This window comes from Cytobacillus sp. BC1816 (genome assembly GCF_051353635.1).
Classification (GTDB): Bacteria; Bacillota; Bacilli; order Bacillales; family Cytobacillaceae; genus Cytobacillus; species Cytobacillus oceanisediminis_C.
In genome coordinates this window covers 3,718,001-3,739,342 of record NZ_CP195611.1, presented here as the reverse complement: position 1 = coordinate 3,739,342, position 21,342 = coordinate 3,718,001, and the positions used below count along the sequence as shown (strand labels likewise).

The window sequence follows — 21,342 nt, the reverse complement described above, 5'->3', positions numbered from 1 at the left end:
GTAAAGTATAATAAGTTCAACTATTGCAAACAGTTCTAATAATGATGACCAGCTAATAAAGTACAGAAAGGCTGACCTTGATGAAATATAAATTGGAATGGAAATATAAACTTAAAGGTAATGAGGATATATTATTTTCTTCAGACTGGATTGACGGTGAATCGGCCATGCAGGCTGGTGAAGATATTGAAAAATCAGGGAAGGGCAAAGAAGTAATTTACTATGATGAAGCTGGCACTTCATGGAGCACAAAGGAAATGAGAAAACTTCTAATGGAAGTTGAAGAGGATCCCCACGATATTACCGTATTTTTTGATGGGGGATTTAATATAGAAACCAGTCAGGCAGGGCTCGGAGCGGTAATATATTTTAAACAGGGCAAAAAAAAGTATCGTGTTCGGGCAAATGAGCTCTTTGATGAGATGGATAATAATAATGAGGCAGAATATGCGGCCATTTATTACACTCTCAACCTGCTCGAAGAAATGGGCGTTCATCATATGACCTGTGAATTCAAAGGTGATTCCCAGGTAGTATTGAAACAGCTTGAAGGTGAATGGCCATGTTATGAAGAAAATTTAAACCGCTGGCTTGACCGAATTGAAGAAAAAATTAAAAAGCTTGGCATTCTTCCAAGATATAAACCCATTCCGCGCAATGAAAATAAAGAAGCAGATAAATTGGCAGGCCAGGCACTGCAGGGGAAGTTTATTAACAGCAAAATGCAGATCATATAATCGGGTATAAGGAGGCGTGAATCGTTTGAGCAGAAAGGAAATTATTAATGAAGTGGAGGAGCTGATGATCAGTTACTGCAAAGACTGCTTCCTTCATAAGCATCATAAAGAGGAAAGAGGGCGCAGATATGCCCATCGATTTTGCATTACAGAGTGCACTGTAGGTGAGAAAATTAAATCAATCGGCAGCAAGCTTTCATAAATTCAGGACAAAAATAAAAGGCTGGCAGGTGCCAGCCTTTTTATCGTTATATTTGAATTATAGTTTTACAACGTTTGCAGCTTGAGGTCCGCGGTTTCCTTCAACGATTTCAAAAGAAACTTCCTGGCCTTCTTCTAAAGATTTGAAACCTTCACCTTGGATAGCAGTGAAGTGAACGAATACATCGTCTCCGCCTTCAACTTCGATGAAACCGAAACCTTTTTCATTGTTGAACCATTTTACTTTACCGTTTTGCATGTTTACTTTTCCTCCTAAGCCTGTCAAGACACATCTTGTGCCTTAGATGAATATTACCACCTAACAAAACATAGAGCAGATATTTTTATCTAATAACGGAAATATATTCTGTTAAATGATGATTATAATATACACGAATGGGCACTTTCCGTCAAGGAATTGAAACGCTTTTTTACAAAAAACAATAAAATATTTTAAATATTTTAACTTTTGTTTATTTGAAGGCGTAATACAATGTTTTCGAGTGAATTGATAACATAAATTATAGATTTTCTCATATTAATTATTAATTATCTTGTTGCCAAAGGGTGAGGAAAATGTATCGGTTTTCCATTGAGAATCAAGATTGGATCTTGAGGTTTTCACCCAACATCCAAATAGAAGCAGAAGAGAAGCAGGCCATCATCAGCTCGATCCTGCAGCTTGGCAAGGACCTCCCTCTATACTCACATGGAGAGTCATTTCTTATTATGAATGACCAATTAGGCATCATTGTATTTAATGTTGAGAAAATTCCATCCATGATTTTGACGGTCTCTAACATTGTCACAGAAAATAAATGGTACATCCAAAAAAACCTTACAATAAAGCGCTATCTTAAAGAATGATCGGCAAAAGCCGATTTTTTTTTTGAAGGATAAAAAAGTATAAAATTATGAACATTGATAACTGTAAAGCTCCACAAGGAATGCCACGACAGCTTTATCAACGCACGACTTAATAGCGTTAGCTTATAAGGCCTGCCACCTCGAGGTCACAAGCCTGTCTAGCTGCGGCTCCTAGGGAAGAAATACTAGCCAATCCCTGCAAGAAGGAAAGTGTACACCATATTGCAGGGCTCGTCTTATACTTGTCGTCCCTGTGAAGTCGCCTCCACATTGGGGGCAACCCTCCCAAAAAGGTTTTCTGTGCGACCGTCTTATGCTTGAGGCCCACAGGACAAGGAAGGCTTGATCAGCATTAACATCGCACGACCGAAAGCGGCAGCTTTTGGGAGGACGTGGCATATTAGTCTGCTTCCTTTGAGGGCAAGGCCCTTGCGCTTTTCTTATTGCAAGCAGGTATGATAGGTAAAAATTCACAGGGTCTTCCGCCTTATGCAAACGCTTTCCTTTATGGATTAATATATAATTGCAGGAATCTTTAAATAATTTACGAAGGAGGACTTAGGTTGAAACGGTATAAACAGTATATTTTTCTGGCCGCTGCCATAATATTGGCGGCATCCAATTTTTTATCCCCATTTATGCAAACGATTGCATCGGCCGAAAAAACGACAACAAGGATCGATCAGACTACAGCGGTCACTATCCATTATCAGCCTGCAGAGGGCAATACGAAGGATTGGAATTTATGGGTATGGCCTAAAGATGGCGAAGGGCAGGCTTTTGAATTCACTGGTGAAGATGAATTTGGACTTACTGCAGAGGTTGTACTCCCGGGAATCCATGATGAAGTTGGCTTCATTGTCCGCACTGACAGCTGGGAGAAGGATGGGGGAGACCGATTCATCAATGTACAGAGCGGCAATGATGAAGTATGGGTGAAAGCTGGCGATGAACATACATATATATCACCGCCTGATGGTGAATACAGGGACTTTCCGGCATTTGAAAGGGTGAAGGTAAAACTCCACTACTTTCGATATGACGGTAATTATGAAGGCTGGAATTTATGGACTTGGCCAGAAGGCAAGGATGGAAAAAGAGTTGATTTTACAGCAGAAGATGATTTTGGGAAAGTTGCTGAATTTGAGCTTGAAAATCCGGAAAGTATGAAAAAGGCCGGATTCATAGTCAGGAAGAGCACGGAAGGAAATGATTGGGCCGGCAAGGAATTTGGTGATCGCTTTATTACAAGGTTCGATGAAAATGGGAATGCAGAAGTATGGATTGTTCAGGGAACAGAAAGAATTTATTACAATCCAGCCTATATTGAAAAAGATCCAAAAATAGTGAATGCTTCTATGGATACTTTTAATCAGATTACGCTCGAAACCAATTTTCCTTTCCAGTGGAGGGATTGGGAATCCATAATTGAAATTGACAATGCAGATATTAAAGAAGTTGTTCCTTATGACGGGGACGAGGAAAAGGATTTTATAAATAAAGTAAGAGTGATAACTGAAGATAAACTGGATTTCAGGCAATCATATAAAATCTCTGCAGTTTCATTCGGAGAGGCAGAGGTGAAGATTGGGAATATTATCAGATCAAAGGAATTTGATGATGCTTTCTATTATGATGGGAGGCTGGGAAACCAGTATACGAAAAATCAAACCTCCTTCAGACTCTGGGCCCCTACAGCAAGTGAAGCATCGATAGTGCTTTATGACAGCTGGGATGATCAGACCGCTGAAGAACTTCCGCTTAAAAGAGGTGAAAAAGGAACCTGGACAACTGTTCTAAAAGGTAATCAAAATGGGCTGATTTACAATTATAAAGTTAAAATCGGAGGGAAATGGACAGAAGCGACTGATCCCTATGTACGGGCTGTAACAGTGAATGGCGACAGGGGCGTTGTGATGGATCTGGATTCAACCGACCCTGAAAAGTGGAATAAACAGAAGCCGAAGTTAAAGAATCCAGAGGACTCCATCATTTATGAAGTTCATATACGGGACCTTTCGATTCATGAGGACAGCGGCATTAAGCATAAGGGGAAGTTCATTGGGGCTGCTGAGAAAAGCACTTTAAATTCAAAAGGTGAAAAAACAGGTTTAAATCATATAAAAGATCTTGGAGTCACACATGTTCAGTTCCTTCCGATTTATGACTACCGGACAGTTGACGAAACAAAACTGGACGAACCACAATATAACTGGGGCTATGATCCTAAAAACTATAATGTGCCGGAAGGCTCGTATTCTACTGATCCTTATGATCCAGCTGCAAGAATTACAGAATTGAAGACAATGATTCAGGAATACCATAATGAGCAGCTGCGGGTTGTAATGGATGTTGTGTATAATCATGTGTTTGCAGTAAATGAATCCAGTTTCCATAAGCTTGTTCCAGGCTACTATTTCCGCTATAACGAAGATGGAACACTTGCCAATGGCACAGGAGTCGGCAATGATACAGCTTCGGAAAGAAAAATGATGCAGAAATTTATTGTCGACTCTGTTGCATATTGGGCTGAGGAATATAATCTTGATGGATTCCGCTTTGATCTGATGGGCATTCATGACACTGAAACAATGAATAAAGTAAGAAAGGCATTGGATAAAATTGATCCTGCTATCATTATCATTGGGGAGGGATGGGATTTAAACACACCACTGGCAGCTGAAAGAAAGGCCAATCAGAAAAATGCAGAAGATATGCCTGGCATTGGCCATTTCAACGATGGCATCCGGGATGGTTTAAAAGGCAGTGTGTTTGATGAACTGGATAAAGGTTTTGTAAATGGCAAACAAGGCATGGAAAACTTTGTTCAGCAAGGAATTGCAGCAGGATTGGATTATCCGGGCACAATGGCCACATACAAAGATCCTGAACAGGCGGTTACATATGCCGAGGCACATGATAACCACACTCTTTGGGATAAGCTTGAACTGACCAATCCAGATGCAACGGAGGAAGCAAGAAAAAAAATGCATAAATTGGCTTCTTCCCTTATACTCACATCCCAAGGAATCAGTTTTGTTCACGCAGGCCAGGAATTCATGCGGACAAAATACGGGGATCACAACAGCTATAAATCCCCTGACAGTGTAAATCAGTTAGACTGGAACCGCCGAACTGAATTCAGCGGGGAAGTAGACTATTTTAAAGGTCTGATTAAGCTCAGAAAGCATTATAAATCGTTTAGAATGACAACAGCTGAGGATATTCAATCAAAGCTTGAATTTATGAATGCCCCAGATAATACGGTGGCTTATAGACTGGATGCAAAAGGCCTAAAAGATAGAGCGAAAGAGATTGTTGTAATCCATAATGCAAATACAGAATCAGCAAAAATAACCCTTCCAGCCAGGGGACCTTGGCATTTGCTTGCAGACGGAAAACAGGCAGGGATAAGAACCCTAAAGATATATCAGTCAAAAACAATTGAAGTACCCGCCCAAACAAGCTTTATTCTTAAAAGATAAGTAACGGAGGAGAATCCTGTCAGGGGGTTCTTCTTTTGTTTTGCTTGCGGAACACGATTGTTTTAAAAATTTCATAACTATATAGGTATTTTAACTCCCTTTGCTAAATTTTTAGGTTAATATTAAAATAGATGTCTACAATTTGTTCTAAATGCAAAGGGAGCTAAAGTATGAAACTGATAATCGCGGAAAAACCCGATCAGGGTATGACGCTGGCTTCTATTTTTAAAATGAAGAAACACCAGGGATATATTGAGATCCTTCCGAACGATATATTTCCCCAAGGGGCTCATGTTACTTGGGCTATAGGCCACCTATGCCAGCTGTCTGCCCCTGAAAAATACAATAAGGATTGGAAAAAATGGTCATTGGATACATTGCCCATAATTCCCGAGCAATTTCAATATGAAGTGACAAAGGATAAAGCAAAACAATTTAATATAATCAAACAGCTTGCTTCTAATCCAAAATTAACAGAAATTATCCATGCTGGTGATGCAGGGAGAGAAGGCGAGCTTATCATCCGGAATATTCTGAGGCTTACCGGTACAGTAGTGCCCATGAAAAGGCTCTGGATCTCTTCCTTGACTCCTAAAGCTATAAAGGAAGGGTTTCTTGCCCTGCTGGATGAAAGTGACACAAGGAACTTATATTATGAAGCCTATACGAGAGCATGTGCCGACTGGATCGTTGGCATGAATGCTTCCCGATTGTACAGTCTTCTTCTGCAGCAGAAAGGCTTCTCGGATGTTTTTTCAGTAGGAAGGGTTCAGACTCCCACTTTAGCTTTAATCGTAAAAAGAGAACAGGAGATCCAGAATTTTGTTTCCGAACCTTTCTGGGAGGTAACTGCACAGTTTAAAGTAAACGGGAAAAAATATATCGGCAAGTGGGAAAAAGATGGGGAGTCAAGAATTAAGACGAAAGAGCTTGCCGAAAAGATTGCGGCATTCTGCAGGGACAAAGATGCACAGGTAGAAGAAGTGCAGGCCGAAAAAAAAGAATTCCTGCCGCCCATGCTTTATAACCTTTCTGCACTGCAGGCAGAAGCCAACCGCAGATTCAAATTTCCGCCAAAAAAAACACTTGATGTAATGCAGAAGCTTTATCAAAAAGGAATCGTATCATATCCTCGTTCAGATTCCAGGCATGTAACAGAAGGAGAAGCGGAAATGTTTCCGGAGATTCTCAGAAAAATAGAAACAAAAGATGAGTATAAGGAATTTTTCCCTCTGCCTTCAAGCTCGATTTTGAAGAATAAACGGTATGTGAATGATAAAAAGGTAACTGATCACTATGCCATTATTCCGACCGAACAGGTGCCCGACCTGGTAAGATTATCTTCGGATGAAAAAATTCTCTATGACCTGATCGTAAGGAGCTTAATAGCTGCACATTATGGAAAAGCTGTAACAGAATATACAACTATTAAGACCCTTGCAGATGGAAGAGCTTTGTTTTTATCCAAGGGAAAAGTACAGCTTGAAGAAGGCTGGAGAAAAGTGATTCCGCAGCAGGAGAAGGAAAAAGAACCGATTCTGCCTTTATTGCAGGCGGGTGATCAAGGTACAGTGATAAAGGCGGATGTAAAAGAAAGCAAAACCCAGCCGCCCAAAAGGTATACTGAAGGCCAGCTGATTACACTGATGAAAACGGCCGGGAAGCAAATCGAAGATAAGGAACTTGAGAAGGTCCTGATGAAGACGGAAGGCCTTGGAACGGAAGCCACAAGGGCGGGAATCATCACAATGCTGAAGGAGCGCAAATACATTGATATAAAGAAGAATCTTGTATATGCAAACTCAAAAGCAAAAATCCTGATAGAGGCAATAGGCACAGAAATACTGGCTTCTCCAGAAATGACGGCCAAATGGGAACAGCGGCTGAAGGATATTTCGGATGGTCAGGCATCCCCCAAACAATTCATGGAGCAAACCAATAAAATGGTTGGCCATTTGATTTCCGCCTCCATTGAACATGCGGGAAAGTGGACATTTTCTGAAGAAGATAAAGAGGGGTTCACGCCGGGGAAATTCAAGCAAAAAAGAGCAGCCAATCTGGGCAAATGCATGCTGTGTGATGGTAAAGTTATTGATAAGGGGAGCTTTTATGGCTGCTCCAATTATAATAAAACAAAATGCACCTTTACTATTTCCAAAAGCATTATGGGCAGGACGATGACTCAGAAACTGATCAAACAGCTATTAAAGGATGGGGAAACAGAATTAGTTGAAGGTTTTACAAGCAAAGGAAAGGATAAAACATTTTCAGCTAAATTAACCTGGGACCGACAGGAGAATAGAGTCAAATTTCTCTTCCCGCAAAAGACCTGAATTTGCTTGCTGCAGCGTATTTCCTTGTCTCCATTTTCCAACTGTAGTAAAATCGTTAAAGTCTTATAATTATTTATAAATGATATAAAGTGGACATGGCGCTCTGCGCTTTTATAATTGGCAGGAGGTTGCGTAATGCCAACACCAAGTATGGAAGATTACATTGAACAAATATATATGTTAATTGAAGACAAGGGATATGCCAGAGTTTCTGATATTGCCGAGGCTCTCTCTGTTCATCCCTCTTCAGTGACAAAAATGGTTCAGAAGCTTGATAAGGATGAGTATCTGGTTTATGAAAAGTATCGAGGGCTTATTTTAACGCCAAAAGGGAAAAAAATCGGCAAGAGGCTTGTATATCGGCATGAACTTTTAGAACAGCTCCTGCGTATTATTGGAGTTAAAGAAGAAAATATTTATGAAGACGTGGAAGGCATTGAACATCACCTGAGCTGGGATGCCATTGACAGGGTTGGCGACTTGGTTCAGTTTTTTGAAGAAGATGAAAGCCGCATTGGAGTGCTGAGGGAAATCCAGCGTAAAAATGAAGAAGAACAGTAAAAACCTGACCGCTTTGCGTCAGGTTTTTTTCATGTACTGGCACTATTTTAATAGAAGCTGGGAAAATCATCAAAAGATGGCGCAAAGGAAGGATTCAGATACATAGAACCATCTTCGTTTTCATAAATTTGAATACCCTCAATCAAGCCCTCTTCAGCCTCCAATAGTGCTTTCCGATAAGAAATGATTCTTCCACCGGAAGTCTGGAATGAAATAATCTCATCATTGTTGTTTCGGTAGACTGCTGTCAGCTGTTCGCCGTTCATATAAACTCTCCTTATTCATTTTCTATCAATATTGTTGACTTTTTTAACATTTTATAATCAGAGGTATTTATGATAATCTTAGCGAATTTAAAATATTGGGAACTTTTTTTAATGAACAATCGTATGCATACACGGGGGGATATGATGAGCACTTTTAACTGGTCTGCAGAAGCAGAGAAGCTTTGGGATGAAAATTCGGAATCATGGAATGCAAAGAGCGCAGCAATGTGGGAGGAAGGGAGCCGGAAGGATATCATCTCCTTCTTCGAAAAGCATGTCAAAAAGGGATCTGCCGTATGTGACCTTGGATGCGGAGATGGGTATGGTTCATACAAACTTGCTTTGGCTGGATATAGGGTTATCGGGATTGATGTCTCTGAAGAAATGATACATAAAGCAGAAAAATTGAACGAAAAAACAGGTGTGGTATTTAAGAAAGAAGACATATCAGATCTTACCTTTGAAGAGAATGCACTTGATGCGGTCCTTGCCATCAATTCACTGGAATGGACAGAGAGCCCGCTGGATGTTTTAAAAGAAATTCGGAGAACTGTTAAACCGGGCGGAAGGGCGTGTATAGGCATTCTTGGTCCAACAGCTGCACCCCGGGCTAACAGCTACCGCAGACTATATAAGGAAAAAGTTATCTGTAATACCATGATGCCGTGGGAATTTGAACGGCTTGCAAAAGAAAACGGATGGTTAAAGATTGATGAACTTGGTGTTTATAAAAAAGCATCAGACCAGCTTTCAAAAGGCTCGCTCACGGATGAGCTAAAGCAATCATTATCTTTTATGTGGATCTTTATGCTTGAAAACAAGAAAAATGAAGGGATGGGAAAAGAATGAGCAGATATTCAATTGAAGAGTTTGTAAATCAGACAAAACAGCAGGATAAAGGAGAAGGGTTATTTGAACTTGAAACACCAAGGATGCTCGAAATTAATTTAACCAGCCAGGTTTGGGCTAAAGCTGGCGGGATGGTCTCCTACCGCGGCCAAATTAAGTTTGAACGCGAAGGGATACTCGAGCATGGCTTAGGAAAAATGTTCAAAAAGGCACTTACTGGAGAAGGGGCAGCTTTAATGAAAGCTACGGGCAACGGAAAGCTGTACCTTGCAGACCAGGGAAAGAAAATTTCAATCCTGAATCTAGATGGAGATGCCATCTTTGTAAATGGGAATGATCTGCTTGCATTTGAGCCTTCCATCAGCTGGGACATTAAGTTAATGAAGAGGATGGCGGGCATGCTCGCAGGAGGTTTGTTCAACGTCCGTTTAGAAGGAACAGGAATGGTGGCTATCACTTCTCACTATGAGCCGCTGACACTCTTGGTTACTCCTGATAATCCGGTATATACCGATCCGAATGCGACAGTTGCATGGTCAGGTACACTGCAGCCCGAATTTGTGACAGATATCTCTTTTAAAACGTTCCTTGGAAGAGGAAGCGGAGAGTCAATCCAAATGAAGTTTTCAGGTAACGGTTTTGTAGTAGTTCAGCCATTTGAAGAAGTGTATTATGCTCAGCAATCATAAGGAAAAGCGGAAGCGCCTTGCCCACCCCTGACCTCGAGGGGGTAGGGGCCGCAGTTAGACAGTAATCGAAGTTCAAAATTTTATACTTTCTTATTTAAAGGATAAGCCGGTTTTTGAGTGGGGAACTCCTCTCAAAGACCGGGCTTTTTTCATGCTTTTTGCTGCAAATTAAGTTATCCGTTCACTGCACTATTAATCCCAATCATAAGGTGTTTCCTGGTAAACATAGTAGTTCAGCCAGTTGGAAAACATTAGATGGGCATGTGACCGCCATTTATTATGGGGGTTTCTGCCGGGATCATCATTCGGGAAATAGTGTTTTGGCACGGGAACCTGAAGGCCTCTGTTTCTGTCTCTAGAGTATTCTTCCGCAAGTGTGCCTGCTTCATATTCCAGGTGTCCTGTTACCATGATTTGTCTTCCGCGGTTCGCACTCATAATGAAAGGACCCGCTTCCTCAGATGATGACAGGAGCTTGACTTCCGGGTGTTCAATCAATTGCTCTTTATAAACATCCGTATTGCGCGAATGCGGAGCAAAGTAGATGTCATCGAATCCTCTCAATAATTTTTCGCTTCGGTCATGGACTTCATGAAGATAAACACCAGAGCATTTTTCAGGCAGCTCATATTTTCCGATCCCAAAGTGATAAAATAAAGCTGCCTGTGCCCCCCAGCATATATGCAGGGTGGAAGTAACATTGGTTTTCGTCCACTCCATGATTACGGTTAGTTCCTCCCAATAGTCCACTTCCTTAAAGTCGAGAAGCTCTACAGGTGCTCCAGTTATGATCATCCCGTCAAATTTACGGTTTCGAACTTGCTCAAATGTAGTATAGAATTGTTCGAGATGCATAGGACTGGTATTTTTTGATTGATGTGTGGCCGTTTTTAAAAACGAGATATTCACCTGTAAAGGTGTATTTCCAAGGAGTCTTAAAAGGTGTGCTTCGGTTTTTTCTTTTTCAGGCATCAAATTCAGGATGAGGATATTTAGTGGGCGAATATCCTGCTGTTTGGCACGGTCCTCATCCATGATAAAAATATTTTCTTCCTCTAAGATCTCCCTTGCAGGAAGCAGCTTAGGAATTTTTATTGGCAAGTGATCATCTCCCTGTGCAAAAATTCAATTAAACTTATTATAAAGACGATTCGAAATTGTATCAATGCTTTACTGTGTGAAAATGCGAAAATATCAAAAGTAAATGACAATATTTCGATTCAGGGATGGTACAATATAGCTGTAAGGAACCTATACATATTGGATTCTAGGGGGATAAAAATGAATGTGAAACCGATTGTGAAATCAGACATTGAAATTGCCCAGGCATCTGCAATGAAGCCCATTGCGGAAATAGCTGAAAAAATCGGGCTCTCAGAGGATGATCTGGAGCTTTTCGGCAAGTATAAAGCAAAATTATCCGCAGAAACCTTAAAGAGATTAAGTACGAAAGAAAGCGGAAAAATAATTCTTGTCACTTCCATTAATCCGACACCTGCAGGAGAAGGAAAATCCACAGTAACAGTTGGCCTGGCCGATGCTTTTAACAGACTTGGCAAAAATGCTATGGTCGCGATGAGGGAACCTTCGCTTGGGCCAACAATGGGAATCAAGGGCGGAGCAACCGGCGGAGGTTATTCGCAGGTCCTGCCGATGGAAGACATCAATCTGCATTTTACCGGTGATCTTCACGCAATCACTACAGCCAATAATGCATTGGCTGCCCTGATTGATAATCACCTCCAGCAGGGGAATCTGTTAAATATTGACCAGAGAAGGATTGTATGGAAGCGTGCCCTGGATTTGAACGACCGTGCATTAAGAAAAATCGTTATTGGCCTTGGAGGGCCTGTACAAGGTGTTCCGAGAGAAGATGGATTTGATATCACTGTGGCTTCAGAAATTATGGCCGTCCTATGCCTTGCATCCGACCTTCAGAACTTGAAGGAAAGACTGGGGAAAATGGTGATTGCATACAATTATGATAAACAGCCAGTAACAGTGGCCGATCTTGGAGTGGAAGGAGCTCTTACCTTGCTTCTTAAAGAAGCAGTCAAACCTAATCTGGTGCAGACAATTGAACATACACCGGCATTGGTCCATGGCGGCCCGTTTGCCAATATTGCTCATGGCTGCAACAGTGTGATTGCAACTGCCGCAGCCTCCAAGCTGGCTGATTATGTAGTGACAGAAGCCGGTTTTGGCGCTGATCTTGGTGCTGAAAAGTTTTTAAATATTAAAGCCAGAACCGAAGGCATTGACCCTGAAGCAGTGGTGATTGTAGCTACAATCCGTGCTCTGAAAATGCATGGCGGCTTGTCAAAAGCTGAATTGGGCAAGGAAGATACAGAAGCACTCACTAAAGGCTTTGCTAATTTAAAAAAGCATATTGAAACAATTGAAAGCTTTGGGCTTCCGTATGTAGTGGCCATTAACCGGTTTATTTCCGATAGCGAGAATGAGATAGAGGTCCTTACAGAACTTTGCAGAGAGGCCGGCATGCCAGTGGCGCTGACAGAGGTTTGGGAAAAAGGCGGGCAGGGAGGAATTGAGCTGGCTGAGAAGCTCCTGGGAATTTTGGATAAAAGAGCAGCGAAGTTCAGCCACCTATATGATTTATCTTTGCCTCTTGAGGAGAAAATTCTAACAGTAGCCCAGACGGTTTATGGAGCAAGTAAAGTGGAATACTCAACCAAAGCCAAAAAGCAGATAAGAGACTTTGAAAGCTTTGGCTGGGGCGTACTGCCGGTTTGTATGGCTAAAACACAATATTCATTATCTGATGATCCTGCAAAACTTGGAAGGCCATCAGATTTTACCATTACTATACGTGAGCTGAAGCCATCCATTGGTGCAGGGTTCATTGTAGCACTTACCGGAGATGTGATGACTATGCCTGGTTTGCCTAAAGCACCTGCAGCCATGAATATGGATGTAGATGATGATGGAAATGCAGTCGGCCTATTTTAAGGGGGATTAGCCCATGTTTGATCCAACGGCCTTTGAAAATATGAAGGTTGTTATGGAAGGCGGATTTTATGACCGGGATCTTGACGGTGAAATAAGAATTGTTGATCGAAATGATATTTTAAACTCAGCTAAAATGAGCCGAAGGTATGACATTACTTTTACAGACAATGCAGAAGGCTTGGCGGAGATTTTCTGTACCTTTACAATGGAAGCGGGACTTGATAATCTTGCAGCTGAGCTATTGCCTCAAGGGAAATCTGAGAAGCTGGCAGGCTGCCGGATTTATGTGAAATTTACAATTAAGCATTTAAAAGATTCCAATGCATCTCTGCAAATCTGTAAAGTTCTGCGTCATATCTGGGGCAGCGGACGGAAGGTCGAACAGACTGTGAAATACAATCCTGAAAATATGAAGGCCATGGCCGAAACAGAAACCGTCATTTCTTTTAACCGGCTTATTCATGAAGAACAGATAGATGATCTGAATGAAATGATCATTTATATGACCTCTTCGATGAAAGCTTTAAGAAAAATCCATTTTTAATATGAATGCGTCTTGCCGAAAATAGCAAGGCGCTTTTTTTGTATGGAATTTATACGGAAGATTCAAAATTATATTTACAATCACTTACTCTGATAATACGATTAAGAAGGTATGGAAAAACATTCCGGACAAATCCAAAAGGAGGAGAGGCAAATGGTTATGATTATTGAAGGAAAAGGAATTGAGAAGGGTAGACAAGACGTGACTTAGTCAGGAGGACAAAGGTATGATTCCAAGTACAGACAAAATAGTCATTGCAGAGTATCATGAGAGCTTTGCGGCAGGAATAGCAAAAATGTGGAACTTGAGCAGAGACAGCTGGGGCGGAGATACCAGTGTAATGACTGAAGAACAAGTAAAAACGAAGGAAGCGAATAATGGCAATATTACTTTATACTTAGCGCTGGATGGTGAAGAGGTCGTAGGCTATTGCGGGTTATCGGAATATAAAGAAGATACGGGTTCCCTATATATTCCTCTTCTAAATGTAAGGCCGGATTACCATGGACGGAAAATAGGAAAGATGCTTGTTATGAGAGCGCTTCAAAAAACAATTGAATTGGGCTGGCCGCGCCTTGACTTGTATACATGGCCAGGAAATGTGAAAGCTGTCCCGCTTTACAAAAAATGCGGATTCTTCTGGGAAGACAGAGATGATACAACACACTTAATGAATTTTATTCCGGCTGTTCACCATACACAGCTCTTGAAACCTGCCTTTGAAAAGCTTGATTGGTATAGCAGCAGCATGAGAGAAATTGACGTAAAGCCAGATGGAATCAAAGAAAACGGCTTTACATTTTACGAGTATATTTGGGAAAGCGGGGAAGTGTCTGCAAGAGTCAGATTTGAAAGATCCGGCAGAGGAATCAGTTTAATAGAAACGAATGATTACCTTCTGGAACTATCCATGGATCATCATGAAGTAATCGAAAATGAAATCCAAAATTTCCAGCTCAAACTCATAAATAAGACGGGAAGTCCTGTTTCTTTTAAGGCTGATGGAAATAACCAGGGAAGAGTCGAAGCTGTTTTCGAGCATGACCTGATGGCCGAGAGTGACGAGACAATAACCGGACAATTCATAGTGCATGAAGGTGAAGAGCCTAGTATTTGGAAAACGCATCCTTCATTAGGCGTTAAGGTATGGGTTAATGGTGAGGAGTGTGAATTGCGCCTTGGTCTGCTGCCTAAGCAGCCAGCCAGGATTACAGGCGGTTCAAAGGGGAATCTCAGATTTATAAATCAGGAAAATGAATTGGAAATTGAGGTAGAGAACAACCTGGAAGAAGACGCAGTATTTCACCTTTCTTTTCCCGTAAGTGATCTTGTTGAATTAGAAGAGCGGGAGTTTCGAATAAATCTTCACAAAAAAGGGCGTAAGCTGCTGAAGGTGCCTTTCATTGTTAAAAAATATGGCTTCTTTCAGCCGGAAATGGCGGTAGTGGCTACAAAGGAAAATGGAGACGAACTCGCTTTTACATGCAGCTCGATGGGCATCCCACTTAAAAGCTTTGGTCAAAAGTTTGGAGGAGAGTCAAAGGATTATTGGCATATCTGCAATGGAATCTGCCAGGTGAATATCCGGAAATTGGATTATAAAATAACGGCTGGCAGAAACGAAAGTGTTAACCAGCCTTTCGCGTTTTTTGCTCCTAAACTTGGGAAACCCTTTTCAACTGAATTTTCAAAGGCAAAGCCGGCGGCAGCAGAGTGGTTCGCAGATGATACTGCGATCACCTTCAAATTGGTATTCAAATCTGAAGCATTTACAGGAATTCTTGTATCATTGTATACGTCCCTATATGGTGAAGGCTTAGTAAAAGTATGGGCTGAATTGATAAACGAAGGGGCTGAAAGATATGAGAATCTGTTTTTCAGCCAGCCGTTATATTATGACATGCAGCAGCCATATTTTCCGCTGGATAATGAAGTAATCGAGTTTTCTGACATAAAAGAATTGGGGTTCATGGAGTTATCAGGTATAACCGAAAATTGGTTCTTCGCCGATCATAATGGCGAGCCGGTTGGATTCTGCTGGCCGAAAAATGCGAAGTCCAATCCGGATGGGTGGCAATTTTACTATCAGCAGGAAACTGGCTTCTTTGAATCGGGAGATCAGATAATATTGGCACCTGGCTATTTATCAATAGGAGCTTTCCGGACATGGGAAGAAATGCGGCATTTTGCAGGTGTGGAGTCAGGGTATGAAAAAAATGTTCAACATGAAAAAGCACTAATTATCAATAGGGGAAATCCAGTTGCAAAAGAACAGGATACAGCAGAATTCACTATTAAAACATATCGTTCAAGTTATCTTAATGGCACTATTGATTTTTATTTAAATACAGATAAAAATCAAACCTCAAATTTTAGTCAAGAACAGGAATTAAGAGTATTTAAATCCAATTTTCCTATTAAGGATACGGAGCCTTTATCTATTATAAATGCTGAAATTACCCTTGACAGTGAAAAGAAGCAAGTAAGAGAACTTCTGCTTGTGCAAAGGGGTAATGTCCGTATGTTTACGGAAGAGCATGGCGGCAAGACTGTTTATATCATGGATAATGGCATTATTAGCTTAAAAGGAGCACCGGATTTTTATCCTGGCTTATTCTCATTAACCTATAAAAAGAGGGAGTGGCTTGATTCATCCTTTCCCGAACCGGTGGCCAAAGGATGGTGGAATCCATGGACTGGCGGCATGAAAACTGTGCCATCGCAAATGAGTGTGTTCTCGCTATTAAAGGAGACATCTTCTGCTGAATTTACCAGTGTTAAAGATTCGTATGGAAACGAATGGTCTGCATTGGCCATCCATACGAAAATTGTCCATCACTCCATATGGAAAGGCCTTGAATATACACAGTATTTCGCGTTATTGCCGGGGGTCCCGCTCCTTGCCCATTGGGTAAAAGCGGAAAATGCAGGCGGGAAATATCTGTTAAATGAAAAATGGATTACAGATATATTTATATCCGGAGGCTCATTAAAGGATCTTACTCTTACAGTAAGTGACAAAGGAGCAGAATCAGCATATCAGGCCGGAGTTGAGGAGCAGTCATTTGTACTTATTGATGGATCCCGTATTTCCAGCTGCCGGTCTCCTGAAAATATGTATGTAGTGAGAAGCAAAGATAATGAATTCCTTGGAGCATATATGAATAAAGAAGCATTCGAAGTTATTTCGGAAAGAAATGCAGGCCTATTGGCCAAACCGGGCTTTATTGCATTTGATGAAAGAAGCATCGAGGGCAGACTGCTTAATAGACTCCACAACCTGGAATTCCGCTAAAGGAGAAATTATGAAAGTCATAGATGCACATATTCATTTTTCAGATATTAAATCATTTCATCGTACTGCCAATGAACTCTCCTTTGTAGATTATTCATATCCTGGGCATCAGCAGGAGTTCCAAAAAGCTAATGTAGTCTTGAGCATTGCAATGGGGCTTACAGAAACCGAAAATATGGGCTTTCCGGATTATGAAGCAAGAACGCCTATGGGGCTTGACCTGGATGATAAGATACCGGCTGATGTTGTTTACTGTGCTGGCATCAATCCATATGATCTCAATGATGGAGCTCTTCAAAGGCTGGAGGATGATCTGCAAAAACCAAACGTGGCAGGGATCAAGATTTACCTGGGGTATTATCCTTTCTATGCCTATGATGATGTCTATGAACCTGTGTATGAACTCGCTGCAAAATACGGAGTTCCTGTTGTATTTCATACAGGGGATACCTATTCAGAAAGGGGATTGCTTAAGTATTCTCACCCCCTGGCTATTGATGAGGTGGCTGTTAAACACCGGAATGTCAATTTCGTGATTGCTCATTTTGGAGACCCATGGACATTGACAGGAGCTGAAATCATATACAAGAATCCTAATGTTTATGCCGATCTTTCAGGCTTGATTGTAGGTACAGAAAAAGAATTGAAGAAACGCAGCAAAGGAAGATTTTTGGATCATCTGAGGCATGCTTTAGTGTTTGCGGATTCTTACGATAAATTGCTGTTTGGAACCGATTGGCCTCTTGCTCCAGTGGGTCCTTATATTGAATTTATAAAAGAACTCATACCTGAAGAGCATCATGAAGATGTATTTTACAATACCGCGATAAAGGTTTTTCCTAAAATCAAGCCTTTTCTGCCATAGAACCTGCGGCTGGGAGAGAAATCTTTCACTTCCAGCCTTTCAAATAGTCTTATTTACATACATACACGTATAAATATCTTAAAAGGGGGCGGCTACAGTGGATAAAATTGCATGGGTAACAGACAGCACTGCTTTTTTAAATAACGAGTTAAGAAACCATCCTCACATATACCAGATTCCGATGACCATCATTATGGATGGCAAAGAATATACTGATGGGGTTGATTTAACACCGGAAGAACTTTATGCGAGCTTAAAAACCCTGGATACTCCTCCAAAAACTTCCCAGCCATCCATTGGCGCTTTTCGGGAGTTATATGAAAATCTGCAGAAGGACTATGACTGTATCATCGCAGTGCTGGTATCGGCAAAACTCAGCGGGACCGTTTCTTCCAGTGAACAGGCCGCCCAGCTGGTTGATATACCAGTATACAGCATAGACTCCAAGATATTATCATACCCTTTAACCAGGTTAGTCCTTAAGGGGATGGAATTGGCAGAAGCCGGACTGGATATAAAAGAAATTATCCGGAGGCTTGAGGCACTTCGTGATACGGGTGAAACATATGTCCTCATTGGGAGTCTTGAACAGCTTCATAGAAGCGGCAGGATGTCCGGAGTTCAGTTTTTTCTGGGCAGCATGCTAAATGTAAAGCCGATCATTTCAGTTCGTGATGGGGAATTAAGCGTAAAAGAGAAAGCCAGAAGCGAAAGAAAGGCAAAAGACAAAATTGTGAATCTGCTAAGGGGTGCACATGAGAGAAAACTGCTGAAGGAAGTATTCATCCTATACGGTTTGCATCCGGAAGAAGCGGAGGAATGGAAGAGGGAACTCCAGGAAGAATTTAATGGAGTTAAATTTGGATGCTATTCTTTGGGGGCTACGATTGGAGTCCATGCAGGAGAAAATACACTTGGCATCAGCTGGCTGAATGGCCTTGAATAAAATAGCTTAGGGACATGGTGCAGGAAATCAAATACTGGTTTTCTGCACCATTTTTTTATCAGTGCCGTCTGTAATAATGAATCCATTTAATAGTTCTATAGATATGGCATTACCTTGCCATCGTTTCTTTTTGAGACTAATGTTAAAATGGAGTGTGGAGTTTGAAAGCGGGTGAAATAATGAAGGAAAAAAATATACATTTAACAGAAAAATTCGTCCGGAATACACTCGGAGAAGATTCAACCGGGCATGACTGGCATCATATTGAGCGGGTGAGAAAAAATGCCCTTTACATAGCCAAAAAGGAACAAGCAGGAGATCCTTTTTTAATTGAAATGGCAGCGCTGCTTCATGATATACCCGATGCTAAGCTGAACACTTCAAAGGAAGCGGGAGAAAGGAAGCTATCTGATTTTCTGCAGGAAATTGAGATTGCAGAAGAAGCTTCCAGCAGCATTAAGACAATAATTGAGTCAGTTTCTTTTAAAGGCGGCAATAACAAAAAGGTGTTAAGCGTGGAAGCTAAAATAGTCCAGGATGCGGACCGATTGGATGCGATTGGTGCTATGGGGATTGCACGAGCATTTGCCTATGGCGGCAAAAAAGGGCAGCCTATTTATGATCCCGGCCTTGAAATCAGAAAAGTAATGACTGAAGATGAATACCGGAATGGAAAGTCATCATCCATCAATCATTTCTACGAAAAGCTATTGAAGCTGAGAGATCTGCTAAATACTGACACTGCCAGGGAAATGGCAGAAGCGCGGCATCAAATTATGGAGCAATATCTGCATCAATTTTTTATAGAATGGAATGGTCAAGCATGAAGATGATTTCTGTGGAGAATGTTACAAAATCATATGGAGAGAAAGAACTTTTTAATGATATATCTTTTACAATCGCTGAAAAAGAAAGAGCAGGACTGATCGGAGTAAACGGTACGGGGAAATCTTCCCTGCTTAAAGTGATTGCCGGTGTTGACCTGCCAGACTCTGGAGAAATAGTCACTCCTAGAGATTACACCATTTCATATTCAGCACAGCAGCCTGAACTCAACTATGAATTAACAGTTCTCGAGCAGGTTTTTGCAGGAGATGCACCAGTTCTTGTACTGCAGAGAGAATATGAACAAGCCCTGCTGGAGCTTAGCATGCACCCTGAAGATTCAGACATTCAGCAAAATCTTTTCGAACTTCAAAAAAGAATGGATACCCTTGATGCCTGGGAAGTGAACACAGATGCCAAAACGATACTCACTAAGCTGGGTATCGAGGAGTTCAGCAAAAAGATTGGAGAGCTTTCTGGCGGGCAGAAAAAACGGGTTGCCCTGGCGCAAGTACTGATCCAGTCACCTGACTTGCTGATTCTTGACGAGCCGACAAATCATCTTGATTTTGAATCGGTGAAATGGCTGGAAGAATATCTGGGCAGATACAGGGGGGCGCTGCTCCTTGTAACACATGATCGTTATTTCCTTGACCGGATTACAAATAGAATGTTTGAACTTGAAGGCGGAAATCTATACAGCTATAAAGGGAATTATGCTGCATTCCTTGAAGCAAAGGCGGTAAGAGAGGAAAATGAGGCAGCTGCCATTGATAAGCAGAAAAATCTGTTCAGAAGGGAACTGGAATGGATCAGACGAGGTGCAAAAGCCCGTACCACCAAGCAAAAAGCCAGAATTCAGCGGTTCGAAACCCTTGATAGTCAGCTTGCTTCAGTTAAATCCTCGGAAAAATTGGATATGTCCCTAAGCGGCAGCCGCCTCGGAAAACAGGTATTTGAACTCGAAGCTGCTTCAAAAAAGTATGGCACTCAAACGGTTCTGGATCATTTTGATCTTCTTGTAAAACCAGGGGATAGAATAGGGATTATCGGAAGAAATGGAACGGGGAAATCTACTCTGCTTAACATACTGGCAGGCAGGATTCCGCTTGACTCGGGTAAGCGAATTATTGGGCAGACGGTAAAAATCGCTTACTATACACAGGAAAGCGAAGATATGGATGAGAACAAGCGCATGATCGAATACCTCAAAGAAACAGCAGAAGTAGTTGAAACTTCCGATGGCAAAACGATTTCTGCAGCTCAAATGCTGGAGCGCTTCCTATTTCCGGCGTATTCTCACGGCACTCCTATCCGCAAGCTTTCCGGCGGGGAAAAACGCAGACTGTATTTATTGAAAATCTTAATGTCAGAGCCTAATGTTCTTCTGCTTGATGAGCCGACCAATAACCTTGATACCCAAACCCTGACGGTTCTCGAAGATTATCTTGAAGATTTTCCCGGTGTAGTCATTACAGTTTCACATGACCGCTACTTCCTGGATAAAGTGGCTGAGCAGCTTCTTGTATTAAAAGGCGAGGGCAAAATCGAATCCTACTATGGAAGTTACAGTGAATTTCTTGAAAGCGAGAATGCCAAGCCTGTTCAGGAAGTTGATGCTGCCCCCAAAAAAGCGAGGGAAACTAAGCCAAAAAAGAAGAGAATGAGCTACAAAGAAAAAAAGGAATGGGAAGAAATCGAGGGAAAAATTGAAGCGGCTGAAACCCGTCTCGAAGCGATTTCCTCAGAAATGGCCAGTATCGGCAGTGACTTTGAAAAGGGTCAGGCCTTAGTAGAAGAAGAAACAAAGCTGAATGAAGAGCTTGAATACTTGATTGAGAGATGGAGCTACCTTTCAGAAGCAGCTGAAAATGAATAATTCATACCCGGGGAATTTCTCCCGGGTTTC

18 protein-coding genes are annotated in these 21,342 nt (G+C 41.4%); 15 read left to right on the top strand and 3 right to left on the bottom strand.

Annotated elements, in window-relative coordinates; genetic code table 11:
* The first annotated feature begins 80 nt into the window (after positions 1–80).
* Together ACR42H_RS19000 and ACR42H_RS18995 are read left to right on the top strand one after the other, a co-directional pair.
* Positions 81–737, top strand: coding sequence for a reverse transcriptase-like protein (locus ACR42H_RS19000; protein WP_436372577.1), 657 nt, complete (start codon positions 81–83; stop codon positions 735–737).
* Between the two features lie 25 nt (positions 738–762).
* The gene (locus ACR42H_RS18995) at positions 763–939 is read left to right on the top strand and encodes a zinc-finger domain-containing protein (protein ID WP_113884633.1); all 177 of its coding nucleotides are present in this window, start codon (positions 763–765) and stop codon (positions 937–939) included.
* 57 nt (positions 940–996) lie between these two features.
* On the opposite strand, the gene cspD is transcribed toward ACR42H_RS18995, so the two are convergent.
* The gene (cspD, locus tag ACR42H_RS18990) at positions 997–1,197 is read right to left on the bottom strand and encodes a cold-shock protein CspD (protein ID WP_009332654.1); all 201 of its coding nucleotides are present in this window, start codon (positions 1,195–1,197) and stop codon (positions 997–999) included.
* A gap of 317 nt (positions 1,198–1,514) precedes the next feature.
* On the opposite strand from cspD, the gene ACR42H_RS18985 reads away from it, so the two are divergent.
* The 4 genes from ACR42H_RS18985 (at position 1,515) to mntR (ending at position 8,184) form a co-directional block, all read left to right on the top strand.
* Positions 1,515–1,805 carry a hypothetical protein gene (locus ACR42H_RS18985; protein ID WP_113884634.1) on the top strand — a complete coding sequence of 97 codons (291 nt, stop codon included), beginning with the start codon at positions 1,515–1,517 and terminating at the stop codon, positions 1,803–1,805.
* Positions 1,806–2,368: 563 nt separating this feature from the next.
* Entirely contained in the window at positions 2,369–5,290 is a 2,922-nt protein-coding gene (gene pulA, locus ACR42H_RS18980) for a type I pullulanase (RefSeq protein WP_436372572.1), read from the top strand.
* A gap of 170 nt (positions 5,291–5,460) precedes the next feature.
* A complete protein-coding gene (locus tag ACR42H_RS18975) occupies positions 5,461–7,623 on the top strand; it encodes a DNA topoisomerase III (protein ID WP_436372570.1) in 2,163 nt (720 codons plus the stop codon).
* 135 nt (positions 7,624–7,758) lie between these two features.
* Positions 7,759–8,184, top strand: coding sequence for a transcriptional regulator MntR (gene mntR / locus ACR42H_RS18970; protein WP_113884637.1), 426 nt, complete (start codon positions 7,759–7,761; stop codon positions 8,182–8,184).
* Between the two features lie 47 nt (positions 8,185–8,231).
* Here the strand turns inward: mntR and ACR42H_RS18965 are convergent, their stop codons facing one another.
* A complete protein-coding gene (locus ACR42H_RS18965) occupies positions 8,232–8,450 on the bottom strand; it encodes a DUF3892 domain-containing protein (RefSeq protein WP_113884638.1) in 219 nt (72 codons plus the stop codon).
* A gap of 144 nt (positions 8,451–8,594) precedes the next feature.
* On the opposite strand from ACR42H_RS18965, the gene ACR42H_RS18960 reads away from it, so the two are divergent.
* Both ACR42H_RS18960 and ACR42H_RS18955 read left to right on the top strand, forming a co-directional pair.
* Positions 8,595–9,299, top strand: a complete 705-nt coding sequence (locus ACR42H_RS18960; RefSeq protein WP_436377011.1) for a class I SAM-dependent methyltransferase — start codon at positions 8,595–8,597, stop codon at positions 9,297–9,299.
* Positions 9,296–9,988 carry an AIM24 family protein gene (locus ACR42H_RS18955; RefSeq protein WP_113884640.1) on the top strand — a complete coding sequence of 231 codons (693 nt, stop codon included), beginning with the start codon at positions 9,296–9,298 and terminating at the stop codon, positions 9,986–9,988. Before ACR42H_RS18960 ends, ACR42H_RS18955 begins: the two co-directional genes overlap by 4 nt.
* Before the next feature lie 192 nt (positions 9,989–10,180).
* On the opposite strand, the gene metA is transcribed toward ACR42H_RS18955, so the two are convergent.
* Positions 10,181–11,089 carry a homoserine O-acetyltransferase MetA gene (metA, locus tag ACR42H_RS18950; protein ID WP_436372567.1) on the bottom strand — a complete coding sequence of 303 codons (909 nt, stop codon included), beginning with the start codon at positions 11,087–11,089 and terminating at the stop codon, positions 10,181–10,183.
* Between the two features lie 180 nt (positions 11,090–11,269).
* On the opposite strand from metA, the gene ACR42H_RS18945 reads away from it, so the two are divergent.
* The 7 genes from ACR42H_RS18945 (at position 11,270) to ACR42H_RS18915 (ending at position 21,312) form a co-directional block, all read left to right on the top strand.
* The gene (locus tag ACR42H_RS18945; RefSeq protein ID WP_436372565.1) at positions 11,270–12,958 is read left to right on the top strand and encodes a formate--tetrahydrofolate ligase; all 1,689 of its coding nucleotides are present in this window, start codon (positions 11,270–11,272) and stop codon (positions 12,956–12,958) included.
* A 13-nt stretch (positions 12,959–12,971) separates the two neighbouring features.
* Positions 12,972–13,502, top strand: coding sequence for a hypothetical protein (locus ACR42H_RS18940; protein WP_436372563.1), 531 nt, complete (start codon positions 12,972–12,974; stop codon positions 13,500–13,502).
* Positions 13,503–13,728: 226 nt separating this feature from the next.
* Positions 13,729–16,797 (top strand): GNAT family N-acetyltransferase, encoded by a 3,069-nt coding sequence (locus ACR42H_RS18935; RefSeq protein ID WP_436372560.1) that lies wholly within the window; start codon positions 13,729–13,731, stop codon positions 16,795–16,797.
* Between the two features lie 10 nt (positions 16,798–16,807).
* Positions 16,808–17,662 carry an amidohydrolase family protein gene (locus ACR42H_RS18930; RefSeq protein ID WP_436372558.1) on the top strand — a complete coding sequence of 285 codons (855 nt, stop codon included), beginning with the start codon at positions 16,808–16,810 and terminating at the stop codon, positions 17,660–17,662.
* Between the two features lie 97 nt (positions 17,663–17,759).
* Complete coding sequence (locus ACR42H_RS18925; protein WP_113884646.1) at positions 17,760–18,608, top strand: DegV family protein; 849 nt, start codon at positions 17,760–17,762, stop codon at positions 18,606–18,608.
* A gap of 176 nt (positions 18,609–18,784) precedes the next feature.
* Complete coding sequence (locus ACR42H_RS18920; protein WP_436377009.1) at positions 18,785–19,435, top strand: HD domain-containing protein; 651 nt, start codon at positions 18,785–18,787, stop codon at positions 19,433–19,435.
* Complete coding sequence (locus ACR42H_RS18915) at positions 19,432–21,312, top strand: ABC-F family ATP-binding cassette domain-containing protein (RefSeq protein WP_436377007.1); 1,881 nt, start codon at positions 19,432–19,434, stop codon at positions 21,310–21,312. Before ACR42H_RS18920 ends, ACR42H_RS18915 begins: the two co-directional genes overlap by 4 nt.
* Positions 21,313–21,342: the final 30 nt, after the last annotated feature.

What these genes read in the sequence shown, in the direction of transcription:
- ACR42H_RS19000 (WP_436372577.1), top strand. Translation starts at nt 81, where the DNA reads ATGAAATATAAATTGGAATGGAAATATAAACTTAAAGGTAATGAGGAT.
- cspD (WP_009332654.1), bottom strand. Translation starts at nt 1,197, where the DNA reads ATGCAAAACGGTAAAGTAAAATGGTTCAACAATGAAAAAGGTTTCGGT.
- ACR42H_RS18985 (WP_113884634.1), top strand. Translation starts at nt 1,515, where the DNA reads ATGTATCGGTTTTCCATTGAGAATCAAGATTGGATCTTGAGGTTTTCA.
- ACR42H_RS18975 (WP_436372570.1), top strand. Translation starts at nt 5,461, where the DNA reads ATGAAACTGATAATCGCGGAAAAACCCGATCAGGGTATGACGCTGGCT.
- mntR (WP_113884637.1), top strand. Translation starts at nt 7,759, where the DNA reads ATGCCAACACCAAGTATGGAAGATTACATTGAACAAATATATATGTTA.
- ACR42H_RS18965 (WP_113884638.1), bottom strand. Translation starts at nt 8,450, where the DNA reads ATGAACGGCGAACAGCTGACAGCAGTCTACCGAAACAACAATGATGAG.
- ACR42H_RS18960 (WP_436377011.1), top strand. Translation starts at nt 8,595, where the DNA reads ATGAGCACTTTTAACTGGTCTGCAGAAGCAGAGAAGCTTTGGGATGAA.
- ACR42H_RS18955 (WP_113884640.1), top strand. Translation starts at nt 9,296, where the DNA reads ATGAGCAGATATTCAATTGAAGAGTTTGTAAATCAGACAAAACAGCAG.
- ACR42H_RS18945 (WP_436372565.1), top strand. Translation starts at nt 11,270, where the DNA reads ATGAATGTGAAACCGATTGTGAAATCAGACATTGAAATTGCCCAGGCA.
- ACR42H_RS18940 (WP_436372563.1), top strand. Translation starts at nt 12,972, where the DNA reads ATGTTTGATCCAACGGCCTTTGAAAATATGAAGGTTGTTATGGAAGGC.
- ACR42H_RS18935 (WP_436372560.1), top strand. Translation starts at nt 13,729, where the DNA reads ATGATTCCAAGTACAGACAAAATAGTCATTGCAGAGTATCATGAGAGC.
- ACR42H_RS18930 (WP_436372558.1), top strand. Translation starts at nt 16,808, where the DNA reads ATGAAAGTCATAGATGCACATATTCATTTTTCAGATATTAAATCATTT.
- ACR42H_RS18915 (WP_436377007.1), top strand. Translation starts at nt 19,432, where the DNA reads ATGAAGATGATTTCTGTGGAGAATGTTACAAAATCATATGGAGAGAAA.